Origin of the sequence: Mastigocoleus sp. MO_188.B34 (assembly GCF_030065675.1) — a bacterium.
Classification (GTDB): Bacteria; Cyanobacteriota; Cyanobacteriia; order Cyanobacteriales; family Nostocaceae; genus Mastigocoleus.
Map to the genome: position 1 here is coordinate 44,580 of NZ_JASJDK010000013.1, position 13,099 is coordinate 57,678.

Here is a 13,099-nt window from a genome sequence, read left to right on the forward strand (position 1 = left end):
TGCCAAATTTTAGTTAGCTATTAGCAAAAATAATCTGCAAAAAGTTAACCTACAACGAATCAAACAGACTAATCAAACAATTTACAATTCTAATATTTAAGTGATTTCATGGAGCAAATTCCTCTACCTTCGCCCGTTCATTATGAACTAATACTACAACTACTCGAAAGACAAACAATGTCAGCAGTTTACCAAAACCCAAATCTGCGAAATCAGGTAAACCAGCTGATCGTAACTCTGAGAAAAGCTGCAGTTCAGCAAAAACAACTGGAAGAAGTTTGTCAAGTTTCTTCTTTAGAGGTTGAGCACCGATGGTCTGTGAATCATTTAACAGACAAATTATAAATAAATTTACTGTGGCATTTTTTATTACAGGAGGTCAGGACTTTATCCTTGCTTTATAACTCGGATTATAAACTTACTGCTTATTAATAGTGAGATTCCTTAAAAAAACTTGCATAACTTTTAAATAAAGAGTCAGAGACTCTGTGTTCTAGTTACCAATTCATATGGAAATCAGAATGTAGAGACTCCGTCTCACTGCGATCGCTTTGCACGCGCTGACACGTTCAGTAAAGCTGCTACTCACGCGGAACACCTAAAAGGCGTTTATCGCAACAAGTTTAATTTGCAATATGTTTGATTTATGTATAAATCAAAATAAATTATTCAAACTAACACCAAAAAATAGTTCTTATATCATGTCCGCTTAATTACTGATGAAAAAATATGTTTGTTTGTAGTAGCGCTTTAGCGCCATAGAGAAATATTGGCGCTAAAGCGCTACTACGAAGCTTATCAAAAGTGTTTTACCGGACATGATATTACACAAGACAAACCATATTTGTAGAATGAGGCGTACTTTGAAGTGAATACGCAAAACCTAGTACCTGTAGCACTAAAAACGCAAAATAATTTTTTGTTTACAGGACCAATAGTATTTACAAGATTAAATATGTACGGAAATGACAAAACAGACGCTGCTTCATACAGTGTCAAAAATTATATTAGTGTCGGGACAAATTCAAAATTGAAGTTTTAAAAATCGAAATTTCAGACATCGAAATTTCAAAATTGAAAATTCAAAATTGAAAATTCAAACATCAAAAAAATTAAGCGAAATTACTTGGAATTCCGGCTTAGAATCCTGAATTTGAATCAACACAAATTGTTTGCAGCCACAATATGGACAAATCAATCCATAATAAGTACTGCAAGAACTGTTAGTTCGCCTGGATTTAATCAAACAGTAACTCAAGTGAAGTGAGCAAATTCACTCTGCCGTCACTATCTTCTAAATAACGTGGCAAACCATATTAAATATTTTTTTGATAATTGTCAAATTACACCGTTGGAAAGCTTGTAAAACACGGTAAACAGTAGCTTTTAAATGGGAAATTGACTTTTCTTTCTCGAATAAAATTCGAGCTAACACAGAGAGTAAAAAAATCGAGTTGCTAGTGCTAACTAGATTTAACTCTCAATCGGGTGAAATTGCAGTTAATGCTACGTGCAGTATTAACTTTTTCGGCAAACAGATTTTATTGGCTACTATTGGTTGTCTTGAATAAGGTATCTATGCTTATGCTGTTTCCAACCAATCAAAAACTAGATCTAATTGCTCGAGAGTAATTAAACCATACTGCCAAAGAATCATTGGTAGAGGACCAGGATCTTGCTCGCTATGGCGTAGAGCAACGCCAATACAAGCAGGAGAAATCGCTAATTCCTCTTGTAAAAAGTTAATTAGTCTGGAATAAGTGGACGGTGACATATGTATCTCACCCCTGTGCTTAGTGTGTGTTGTCTTATAAAAATCAACCATGATTAAGTAGTAGGTAATTAGTATTTCATCTGTTTCTTTGTCGCAAAAAGAGAAAAAATACGACAAATTAAACTGATGAACCGGTATGAAAGCGCTCTGTAGAAGGCCTTTGGAGAATTGTTAGTGTTCAGAGCGATTCGCCTACTTAATCTGGAGGAACAAGTGTATTTGGTCAAATAAATTTCATCTTCCCTGGCCTTAAGTTTTATTTTATTACACTTATAGCTAACAAGGTTAATTGAAATTATCTTCCTTCATTAGCGTTTAGCTACACTAATGTCGTTAGCCTAGCATGGCTCAACCCAAAGGAAGATTTTTGTAACCAAGTACTAAAACTTTTATCCAACTACAGATACAGTAGGTTTTCTGCAATGTTGGCACTAAATCACATCTTAGCTCGCTTGCCTAGTATTTTGCCATGATACCAGGTTTTTTTTTACACTTTATTTTTTTTGCTTTATTTTACCAACAACTCAAAAGATTGTGCAGTAAGATATACAAAAAATGTTGGCAGTAAAAATACTTACATAGTGTAAATAAAAAAATACGAATTTATTTTTTGTTGATATGGCGAATGGTGATGCGATCGCCTGGTTTTACATTTAATTCTGTGGCATGTCCCGCTCTTAATTCAATAACCTCATCTATTAATTCTCTTGGCCCATAAGTTGGACAAGGAGTACTCTTACAAGGAGGTACATCAGCAGCAATATAACGTACTACTCCTTTCCGCATGAAGACCATATCTAAAGGTACGGGTACGTTCTTCATCCAAAATCTTGCTGGTTGGGGAGAAGGAAACACAAAAAGCATACCCCTTTTATCCGGAAGTGTGGGGCGATACATCAAACCCATTGCTTTTTCTTCGGGCGTTCGCGCTACTTCCAACTGAATTTCTGCACCATCAGGAGTAATAGCAACAGCAGAGATTGGTAATTGCTGACCTAATTTTTTGGTAATCGGAACATTGGATTTCAGTGCTGGTGTTGATAAAGGTTGAGAATTTTCGGCTACCGTTAAGTTCGAACAACCAATTAACAATATGTTCAGCACTATTAAAAGTATACTGAGGTAAGGAAACATAATAATTTGAATGGGTAACCAAAAAGCAAAACAAACATCTTTGGCTTTTTTTAACTAAAAACTATTTAGCCAAAACTGTTTAGCCAGAGATTATACCAAGGTTAACCTATAAATTTACAATTCAACCTTCCTCGGTTCCGAATTTTCTAAGACTCTCTTAAAACATAACCAACACCTCGTACGGTTTGAATTAAACGCTTTTGACCTTCTTCTTCGATTTTTAAGCGTAGGTAGCGAATGTACACTTCTATTACATTTGATTCACCCATAAAATCGTAACCCCAGACATTTTCTAAAATTTGTTCCCGAGTTAAGACTTCACGGGGATGTTCCATCAAGTATTTGAGTAATTCAAACTCCTTCATTGTTAAATCAATGGTTCTGGAATTGATTAGCACGCGACGAGTGGCGATATCCAGAACTAGATCGCCAAAACGTAGTTGTTCTGTGCTATCAACTTCAGGTTGTAAATAAAGACGAACCAAGCTTAAAAAATCTTCAGAACGGTAAGGTTTGAGAAAATAATCATCCGCTCCTGCTTCCAAGCAAGCAACTCGATCTTCAACACTGTCTCGAGCCATTAAAATCAATACTGGGGAACATACCCCTTCTGTACGAAGATTTTTACATACAGAAAGTCCTGACTCCCCTGAGAGCATGCGATCAACAACTATCAAAGCAGGTTGAAGATTACGACTTATTTGCAAACCATTACTAGCATCGCGAACTATATCAGGTTCATAACCAGCTTCCTTTAAATCGTAAGAAAGTTGATTTGCTAATCCCTCATCGCTTTCTATTACTAATACACAGGGGTTTTGAGCAAGAGTCATATCAATTTGATTATTAGGAGTTTTTAACTCATCTTGTTTGTTTACCTACGGGGAAGTTACACATCAGTACATTCTTTACATTTGTATATATACCTGTGTAACTTTAGGCATTTAGAAGCTTACATTACCTGCTTGTATAATTTCAATGAAGTGACGAACTACCCGGAATAAATTGCCCTTACAACTCTGATTTTAACTGCATATCGGCATCGTGTTTGATTTGTAAAAACACGGAGTCAGGAGCAGTAAGTAATGAGTAATGAGTAATGAGTAATGAGTAATGAGTAATGAGTAATGAGTTTTAAATCAAGAGTCGGGGTTTACAAAGTTTTTGTTCTCTCTTCTGCATTCCTTGTTCCTTATCCCCAAGAATAATTTTAATAAGATAACCAGATTGCTATATATCTGATATTGAATATCTAATATTTAATAAATATATCTTTTACGAAAATATATTTTGTATGCATATATTTCGACAAACTCTCAGGGTTAGGAAATTTCCGAGAAAATACTTCACTAGAAATTACACAGTGTAAGCTAACCCATTTGATGATACGTGCATCAGGACAGCCAATTAGTTTTTTCTGTTAATTAACCCTCACCAATTACCAAATACCAAAAAGCAATCCGATAGAACACTTAAGGTAACTCTACCGAGTTTGGTTTAGCAATATGTGGTAAACCCCAACCCAATTTTTCCCGTAGAATACGGAAAAACTCGGGTGATTGTAAACGAATAAATTTTGTGGTGTATTGCGATCGCTCCATATAAACTCTATCCTCAGGAAGCACATAACATCCACCATTACCGTCAACCACCATTACCAGCCTTGATGTATTTACTGGATAAATATTGACTGGTTCAGTATCTGCAAATATTAGTGCTCTCGAAGCCAAAGAATGGGGACAAAGAGGTATTAACTGTAATACCGGTACATTTGGCGTTACTACCGGACCACCAGCACTCAAGCAATAACCTGTAGAGCCGGTTGGAGTAGAAATCATTACTCCATCTGCAGCAATATCCACAGCAGCATGACCGCCGATCGCAATTTCAAAATGACACATCGAGGTTAATGGTTCTCGATGCAATACCATTTCGTTTAAGCAGAGAGCTTCCCAAAGTACCCGATCTTTCCGAAAGACTTGAACCGCGAGCATTGCTCGTTCTTCAATCTCATAGTCACCCGCGATCGCTTTTTCTAAAGCTTGTGGTAATTGATTGAGATAACCTTCGGTTAAAAATCCCATATGTCCGGTGTTCACCGCTAGTATAGGTATACCACAGGGAGCTACTTGACGGGAAGCAGCTAATACTGTGCCGTCTCCACCCAATACGACAACAAATTTCATTTGCTCGTCAAAACCAGGAGGTATCAAACCATCAATCGGTGTATGACAAACAGGGCTTTGGGGAGTAGAATAACCCAATATTCCACCAACTCCGGTGGCGACATAAACATCCCAACCCTTATTGGTTAAGGTTTCTTTGATGTCGATAGCAACTTTTTGCGCTATCGGCTTAACGTCATTGTAAATAACGCCTGCTTTGGGCACGCTCAAATATCCAAATCTATGTAAGCAATATTTCTTATTATTGTTAATCTTTACACAATTTTTGTCATTCAGATCGTTAATTACCTGTCAATAGGAAAAACATCTATTAACTTTCTGTTGTAATGTCGCGATCAATTATTGACTATTCACGTTCTTAAATGGGCTTCTTTTAGTCTTTTGTTTCTTGCCTTTATTTTTCTCGTAATCTAATTCTTTCAGCTTTTTCATAATTCGGCTGAAGTATTCTTGTAAATAAGTTTCTACGGTTGTTGTTTGACTTTGATCGAGACCAAAAACTTTATAAACCTCATCCATAGAAGCATTAAGGGGTTTACCACTTGCAATTACTTCGGTGAATGCGAGTCTATCTGCAACATTCCATCCCCACTGGAAAAATCGCATTACATTACGCACGGTACGTAGTAGATTAATTGGCATCCGGGTAATTTTTGCGTCTTTACCAGATAGGCGTTCGCATAAGCTGATAATTTCCTCAGCACTCCAAGCACGGGTTCCAACCACTGGAAATGCTTGATTTTGTGTTTCTGGTATTTCTAAAGCAAGAATAGCAAACTTCGCTATATCTTGGGTATCCATGTAAGCGATCGGTGAAGAATCCCCTGTTACCCACACTGGCTGACCTTCCAAAATAGGGATACCATATTGACCAATCAATCCTTGCATGAAACCAGCTAAACGCAAGATTGTATAATTTACACCTGATTCAGCCAGAAATAGTTCCGTGCAACGTTTTATTTCCATTAAGGGTACTTCTGGATACTTATCAGCATCTAGAATGGAGAAAAATATAAAACGTTGTACATTTGCAGCTTTTGCTGCTTGAATTAAAGCTACTTTTCCATCCCAGTCTACCTGCTTAATACTTAGGGAGTCTGTAGGGCGAGCAGTTGCAGCGTCTATAACTGCGTCAACACCTTCGAGAGCGCTTGTAAGACTTTCGGGGTAACAAAAATCTCCCCCCACTAATTCGGCACCCCATTCCTTTAAGAAACCGGATTTCTTCGAGCTTCGAACAAGACAGCGTACCTCGTGTCCCTGGTCGAGAGCATGACGAGCAACTTGTCTTCCCAAGGTACCAGTGGCACCAGTTATTAATATTTTCATGAGTATTTTTTAATTAAAGTCGGAAACTTTTTTAACCAGGATGTTATTAGATTAACCTAAATCAACAAAAATTTACATTTATTTTAAAAAGTATACGATATTGAGAGACTGAAAAAAAGTCTCTCATTTTTAGGAGCAGCTCAGCTAGTTGCTTTACTCCTCTTCTGCACCTTGAACCTTGAGTAACAAGCGTCCAACGCCCCAGCCTACAAAAATCAAGCTAAAAGGTAAGATAGCAGCAGTAAGAATTTCGCTACTCATAGATTAAAATTCTCCATTACAAATTGTTGAGTCTACTTCAGTCTACCAGAGGGGATTGGTGACTGGGGTTAGCGCAGCGTGACGCGACAGCGTCATATGGGGATTGGGAAGTTAATTCTTAATCTGGGATGCAAGGAAATTTTGTCTTCCTCTCATATTTCTCAAAGGTAGACAATATATTAATGCCTTTTTCGACCGGTGAAAAACAACTAATAATATAAAGACAAAAATGACAAACTCACGTTTAGCGATAACCTTAGGTGACCCTGCTGGTATTGGTGGGGAAGTTATTTTAAAAGCTTTAGCTGACCCAAAAGTTTATGAGAATTGCGAGTTAACGGTAGTGGGTAGTAGAAGTTTACTTTTAGAAATCTACACCAAGCTTAATTTAGTTCATAATTGTTCCCCTTTGGCAGATCCAGAAAAACTATCAATTCTCGATGTTGATTTGGGTAATGAAGATTTACACAATTTAAATAGTTCTGAATCGAATAATTCAAACAAAATTATCATTGGTGAGGGAAACGCAGCGAGTGGTGCGGCGAGTTTTGCTTATATGGAAACAGCAATTAACTGTGCTCTTCAAGGTGAATTTGATGGGATTGTTACGGGTCCGATCGCTAAGTCGGCTTGGAAAGCAGCAGGTCATCATTATCCTGGTCAAACAGAATTACTCGCACAAAAATCCGGTGTGGAAAAATTTGGAATGTTATTCGTTGCGCGATCGCCCCATACCAATTGGACCCTTGTAACTTTACTTGCTACCACACATATTCCCTTAGAAAAAGTTCCTCAGGTTTTGACACCAGAATTAATGACCCAAAAGTTAGACCTGTTATTAAAGTGTCTTAAACAGGATTTTGGGATCGAGAAACCAAAAATCGCGATCGCTGGTTTGAATCCCCATAGTGGTGAAGGGGGACAACTAGGAAGCGAAGAACAGGAATGGTTAATTCCTTGGTTAGAGCAGCAACGTCAAAAATACCCATCTTTACAAATCGATGGTCCAATCCCCCCCGATACTATGTGGGTAAAACCAGGTCAAGCTTGGTATGGTCAAGGAAAAGTTACTCCTGCTGATGGTTATTTGGCACTTTATCACGATCAAGGTTTAATTCCAGTCAAATTAATGGCTTTTGATCGCGCAGTGAATACATCTATTGGTTTACCTTTCGTAAGAACTTCACCGGATCACGGTACAGCTTTTGATATTGCGGGGAAAGGAATTGCTGATGCGACAAGTATGAAAACTGCAATACAGCTAGCTGCAGAATTAGTTTCTCATAGAAAATTAGGAGTAAGGAGTCAGGAGTCGTAGAGACGTAGCATGCTACGTCTCTACAGGAGTCAGAAGTCAGAATTCTTATCTCATTACTCATCACTTATTACTCATTACTCAATTAAAACCCTCTTCCGTTAAACGTCGTAGCATTTCTTGTCTTACTTCATTTGCGACGCGATTGCTTCTTTCCCAATGTTCTAACTTGATGTGATCTACGTAAAACTTAATCGTAAATTTCATGATTTCAGGGGTGACATCGGAAAGACGAATTGCTGGTTCTTTCCAAAGAGTGGTTGCAGCTTTAAATTCGTTTTGCAGCCATTCAAGTAAACTCAATGCATTGTCATCCAAACGGGTTTCATAACTTCCTGGCTTGAGGATACGCTGTAAAAGTCGATTGATTTTACCTTTGAGGATACTGATTTTAGTTTCCCATTCTTCCTCTAGGGTCTGTTCATCTTCAATTCGTAAATCTGGATCTTCAAGCCAAGCTTGATACCAACTCCTAATTAAATTAATTAAATTATCTTCTTCTTGGGTATTTTCTGTAAGTGATGAAGCTTTAATCTCACCTTTCTCATCAGTTTCCAATTGCAAACCAGTTAATTCAATGATTTCTTGATAATATTTTTGAACTATTTTTAATTGCGCTTCGTTTAATCCTCCTTTTTCCAAAATCTTAATTGCACGAATTAAGTATTTAAACTTAGTTTCAATACGCTGTAATTGGAGATTAACTTTTTCTTCAGCCAACAAACGTTTTCTACCTGCATCTTGCTTAGAAAGTTGCTCTTCGGTTGCTGACTTCAAACCTGCAAATACATCTAAATTCTCTAGTTTGTCCGTAATTTTACCCAAGGTATCGGGATGACCCAGAACAGTACTGCTTAAAATCTGCTTCGCTGCATCTTGGTCTGTACCAGCTTTGACGTTAATTTCAATCGTCTTAGCCACATGGGGAGTTGGACGACTTAAATTAACAATATCTTTACTTCCTAAAGCTGCGTTGGGAATGTAAACTTCACAGTCGGTTTCTACTAAATATAATTTGGTTACGCGCAAACCGATATTCTTAATTACAGCTACAGAATTATCCGGCATTGCAATTACATCTCCAAATTGAAAAGGAGTATCGATTAATAAAACCAAACCACTAAAAAAATTAGCTAATATATCTCGAAGCGCAAATCCTAAAACAAAAGTTAAACCACCAAAAGCTACCCAAATTCCCGTTAAATCAATTCCTAGTGACTCTAAAAATAAAAATGTCCCTAAGATATAAGTTAAAGCAGGGAGCAATCTTTCTAAGATTGGAACTAAGACATTATCCCACAAAGCCTCTGTTTGCTTAGCATAATCCCTCAAATAATAAGAAATAACCTGAGTAAATAATTGAGCGAGCCAATAAGTTAAAGTTATGACGATCGCTGCATTTAAGCCCCTTTGGCTCCAATAAATCGCTGGAGATAAATTTAATCGGGTAGAAATAAATTTGAGACTAAATAAAGCTGCAACTATTATCAAAGGCTTTCTTGACACCCCTAAAACTAGCAAACCCAAAGAATTATTATATCTACGAAGTAGTGGAGGGAATAAATAAGTTAAAGAAACAAACAATAAAAAATAAAAAAAACAGTAAATTAATACAGTTAATGTAAAAGGTTGATGAAGTATTTCCATATCTAGTAAAAATAATAACTATTTGATTGATGTAATGTAAAAAATATCATAGGCTAATATATCAAGTATCCCTACTGCTTGTAGCTTTTGACGCGGCTCAGTTATCCATCAAGAAAAACATAAGCTAGATTAGCAAAACAAATCAAAACTAATGGTTATTATGAATACAGTGCTTATTTTTATACTGACATAGAATAAGTGAATTATTATTATCGATGTATTTTTTCAAACCTATAAAAATTTTAAAAGCTTGATTGTACGAAATTAGACAATTGATGATAATTTCACTTAGATATATGAAATTCTTAAGATCTTTTTTATGCATTTAAAAAATGCGATCAAGCAGAAATATACTTGCAATTTATGTGAGTGATTTTTGATGTTTTGAATACTATAGGATTAAGTATTTGTTAGGAGTCTATCAAATAATTTACTGGCGCATAGAGAAAAATAATGTTAGAGTACATCCCGAATATAATCACAGAAATTCTTGCTTTGGGAGCTAACAGATGCTTGTTTGGGAGAGCTACTAAGAATTAATTTTTTGAACTAGTAGTATTACTATTGACTTCTGAGTCAACAGAGGCAAACTAGTTAAATATAATTATGTGGAGGATGTGACTATAGTAGTTGTTACGTGCAAATGAAATAAATATCTTTGTAATATCTTGACTGTAATATATTGGTTCTGCTCGCTCGCACTCATAAATTATTGTGTCCGCAATCGCAAGTATTTTTACGTTTGAATTGCAATATTTGAAAAAGATAAAACCAGTTCAAGTTGTCCTGAGGAGGGAATAATATGTTTAAACGGTCAACACAACATGGAAATTGCTGATATTTATAATTACTGAAAATAATGGTAAGTTTCCTTGTGAGTTGGGTTACAACTGACAGAATAGAAAACGGTAACTGCTGACAAGTGAAAAATTACGTAAAAATTAGTGCATTAAAAATGCAAGTAATGATTATTAATGCGTAAAATGACGGATACTAAGCAAAAGTCACATCAGCACTTTCCGTTGGGGTAATTTCAGTAACAGCAAGTAGATTGCAAAATATTGAGATTATTTTTATACATACATATTTTCCCTAGCATGACTTGTCTGAGAAATCTACCAAATAACCTAATGTTCAAAATGCACCCAAAATTTGTGGTGAGAGCGAATGAATTTAATCTGGCTTTTATTACGCGCTTCCGGAGTACAAGTTGTTATAGCTGTTTTAACAGGTTTAATTAGCGGTGCAACTACCGCCCGTTTAATTGCACTTATTAATACAACTTTGTCCCAAGGAGTATCATCAAATCAAGTTACAGCTAACTCAGTTTGGTTTTTTATTGCATTAGCAAGTATCATTTTAATCAGCAGCATAATTTCTCAGGTTTTACTTATCAAAATATCCCAGAATGCTGTTTACCGTCTGCGATTGCAGTTGAGTAAAGGTATTTTATCGTCAGAACTGCGACATTTAGAACAGCTTGGGACTCCACGTTTATTAGCGACTCTTACTGATGATGTAGCAACTTTATCTAATACAGTTTATGCAATTCCCTTCATATGCGTTGATATTGCAGTGATTGGTGGTTGCTTGATTTACTTGGGATTTCTTTCTGGTGCTGTGTTTGCTTGTACCATCGGATTTATGATGGTGGCGATCGGTAGTATTCAATTGCTAATTAACAGGGCTGGATATTTCCTGAATTTGGCGCGAGAAGAACAAGATCGGCTATTTAAGCATTTCAATGCAATTACTAACGGAATAAAAGAGTTAAAGTTGCATGCTTCTCGACGTCAAGAGTTTTTCTCTGAGGAATTGCAGAAGAGTGCAGCTTCTTCGCGAGATCAAAATGCGGCTGCATTATTTACCTTTTCTATTTCTACAGGATGGGGAAATCTTTTATTCTTTCTTCTTGTTGGATCCCTAATGTTTGGTTTACCCAGACTTTTAGTAATTCCTAGCAACATCATATCTAGCTATATCCTCACCCTGACCTATATGATGCTTCCAATGCAAAGCATCCTAGACAAACTTCAGGCTTTATCCAGAGCTAGTGTTGCTTTACAAAAAATAGAAAGAATGGGTTTAACCTTAGCTGGGAATAAAGAAAGTACAAAAGATTTTGCAAATATTACAAGAAACAGATTCTCAACATTACAGCTAGAACAAGTTACCCACGCTTATCCTAGCGATCAAGGGGATACTAAATTTACCCTGGGTCCTGTGAATATAAATCTTCAAGCAGGGGAAGTTGTATTTATTGTTGGTGGTAATGGTAGTGGTAAATCCACATTAGCCAAACTAATTACCGGTTTATATATTCCCGAATCGGGTTCAGTCAAGATAAATGGAAATTTTGTTAATGATGATAACCGGGAAATTTACCGTCAGTATTTTTCGGTAGTTTTTTCTGACTACTTTTTGTTCGATAGTTTCTTGGGTATGGGAAATCCCAATTTGGATGTGCAAGCACGGGAATATTTGCAGCAATTAAATTTGGAACGTAAAGTACGAATTGAAAATGCTAAATTATCGACTACACAACTATCCCAAGGACAACGCAAACGCCTAGCTTTATTAACCGCTTATTTAGAAGATCGTCCAATATACTTATTTGATGAATGGGCTTCCGATCAGGATCCAACATTCAGAGATATTTTTTATAGACAAATCTTACAAAATCTTAAACAAAGAAATAAAACTGTTTTAGTTATTAGTCATGACGATCGTTATTTCAATCTTGCTGACAGAATCATTAAGTTAGATTACGGCAAAATTGAATATGACAGACGAAATTAACACTTATCAGTCAATGCGCAATACTTACAGTACGCCCTTAGCCTGCGGCGTCAGCAAAGCCTCTGATTAACGTCACGCAGGGCGCGCTTACACGTTTGGACGCACTACGTGTTTGGACGCGCCCAAAGGGCGAACATCCGCAGGATGCGTGCAAACACCGTAGGTGCGTCTTTCGCCGCTAACCGCTAGACTGCGCACGCTTTGCTAACAGTTTATGGCTAACGCCACGCCCTTACGGGCTACAGTTAACAGTTGTAGCAATAAACACCTCATTTAGGACATCATAATTTTGGTTTAAAGGGAACAGGGAACAGAAAAACGTCCTAAAAATAATGGCGACAGCTATAAACTAAGAGATGGGGTTTGGTGACTTCCGAAAAAAAGATACCATTCATTGAGGCGTACGTCAGTGCGCCATTACTGTCAATAAGTAATAGGATTAATGATTTTTAGAAGTCCCTTACATATTAATTTAATTTTTGAACTTGTACTGGAATTAGCTGCGATTGGCTCCAGGCTTATTAAATAATAATATTTTTTCAGATAAAAATTTAATGATTTGATTTTGTATTCTATCCTTAAGAAAGTGATAGTTGCGAGGAATTATTCCGCATACCATAGAAATTACTTATCTAGAGATTTAGAAATGCTACG

General features: G+C 36.6%; 10 protein-coding genes. 3 read left to right on the plus strand and 7 right to left on the minus strand.

Annotation, left to right across the window (positions count from 1 at the left end):
- Positions 1–108: 108 nt before the first annotated feature.
- The gene (locus QNJ50_RS04895; protein ID WP_058183593.1) at positions 109–345 is read left to right on the plus strand and encodes a DUF5340 domain-containing protein; all 237 of its coding nucleotides are present in this window, start codon (positions 109–111) and stop codon (positions 343–345) included.
- A 1,237-nt stretch (positions 346–1,582) separates the two neighbouring features.
- On the opposite strand, the gene QNJ50_RS04900 is transcribed toward QNJ50_RS04895, so the two are convergent.
- The 6 genes from QNJ50_RS04900 to QNJ50_RS04925 form a co-directional block, all read right to left on the minus strand.
- Positions 1,583–1,774 carry a DUF2949 domain-containing protein gene (locus QNJ50_RS04900; protein WP_058183594.1) on the minus strand — a complete coding sequence of 64 codons (192 nt, stop codon included), beginning with the start codon at positions 1,772–1,774 and terminating at the stop codon, positions 1,583–1,585.
- Between the two features lie 603 nt (positions 1,775–2,377).
- Positions 2,378–2,908 (minus strand): DUF192 domain-containing protein, encoded by a 531-nt coding sequence (locus QNJ50_RS04905; RefSeq protein ID WP_300632734.1) that lies wholly within the window; start codon positions 2,906–2,908, stop codon positions 2,378–2,380.
- A gap of 146 nt (positions 2,909–3,054) precedes the next feature.
- A complete protein-coding gene (nblR, locus tag QNJ50_RS04910; protein WP_027846550.1) occupies positions 3,055–3,741 on the minus strand; it encodes a response regulator transcription factor NblR in 687 nt (228 codons plus the stop codon).
- 639 nt (positions 3,742–4,380) lie between these two features.
- Complete coding sequence (locus QNJ50_RS04915; protein WP_300632738.1) at positions 4,381–5,298, minus strand: NAD(+) kinase; 918 nt, start codon at positions 5,296–5,298, stop codon at positions 4,381–4,383.
- Between the two features lie 135 nt (positions 5,299–5,433).
- Positions 5,434–6,423: an SDR family oxidoreductase gene (locus tag QNJ50_RS04920; protein WP_300632740.1), complete on the minus strand. Its 990-nt coding sequence runs from the start codon at positions 6,421–6,423 to the stop codon at positions 5,434–5,436.
- 153 nt (positions 6,424–6,576) lie between these two features.
- On the minus strand, positions 6,577–6,684 hold the full coding sequence (locus QNJ50_RS04925; RefSeq protein WP_027846593.1) for a PetM family cytochrome b6-f complex subunit 7: 108 nt from the start codon (positions 6,682–6,684) through the stop codon (positions 6,577–6,579).
- Between the two features lie 229 nt (positions 6,685–6,913).
- On the opposite strand from QNJ50_RS04925, the gene pdxA reads away from it, so the two are divergent.
- Positions 6,914–8,002, plus strand: coding sequence for a 4-hydroxythreonine-4-phosphate dehydrogenase PdxA (gene pdxA / locus QNJ50_RS04930; RefSeq protein WP_300632744.1), 1,089 nt, complete (start codon positions 6,914–6,916; stop codon positions 8,000–8,002).
- A gap of 78 nt (positions 8,003–8,080) precedes the next feature.
- Here pdxA and QNJ50_RS04935 read toward each other — a convergent pair whose 3' ends face one another.
- Positions 8,081–9,490: a mechanosensitive ion channel domain-containing protein gene (locus QNJ50_RS04935; RefSeq protein WP_300632747.1), complete on the minus strand. Its 1,410-nt coding sequence runs from the start codon at positions 9,488–9,490 to the stop codon at positions 8,081–8,083.
- Between the two features lie 1,323 nt (positions 9,491–10,813).
- On the opposite strand from QNJ50_RS04935, the gene QNJ50_RS04940 reads away from it, so the two are divergent.
- Positions 10,814–12,445 (plus strand): cyclic peptide export ABC transporter, encoded by a 1,632-nt coding sequence (locus QNJ50_RS04940; RefSeq protein ID WP_300632750.1) that lies wholly within the window; start codon positions 10,814–10,816, stop codon positions 12,443–12,445.
- Positions 12,446–13,099 lie beyond the last annotated feature (654 nt).

Bases quoted from the DNA above. Each gene is read 5' to 3' on its own strand.
- QNJ50_RS04940 (WP_300632750.1), top strand. From the start codon at position 10,814: ATGAATTTAATCTGGCTTTTATTACGCGCTTCCGGAGTACAAGTTGTT.
- QNJ50_RS04925 (WP_027846593.1), bottom strand. From the start codon at position 6,684: ATGAGTAGCGAAATTCTTACTGCTGCTATCTTACCTTTTAGCTTGATT.
- QNJ50_RS04895 (WP_058183593.1), top strand. From the start codon at position 109: ATGGAGCAAATTCCTCTACCTTCGCCCGTTCATTATGAACTAATACTA.
- QNJ50_RS04920 (WP_300632740.1), bottom strand. From the start codon at position 6,423: ATGAAAATATTAATAACTGGTGCCACTGGTACCTTGGGAAGACAAGTT.
- QNJ50_RS04905 (WP_300632734.1), bottom strand. From the start codon at position 2,908: ATGTTTCCTTACCTCAGTATACTTTTAATAGTGCTGAACATATTGTTA.
- QNJ50_RS04900 (WP_058183594.1), bottom strand. From the start codon at position 1,774: ATGTCACCGTCCACTTATTCCAGACTAATTAACTTTTTACAAGAGGAA.
- pdxA (WP_300632744.1), top strand. From the start codon at position 6,914: ATGACAAACTCACGTTTAGCGATAACCTTAGGTGACCCTGCTGGTATT.
- nblR (WP_027846550.1), bottom strand. From the start codon at position 3,741: ATGACTCTTGCTCAAAACCCCTGTGTATTAGTAATAGAAAGCGATGAG.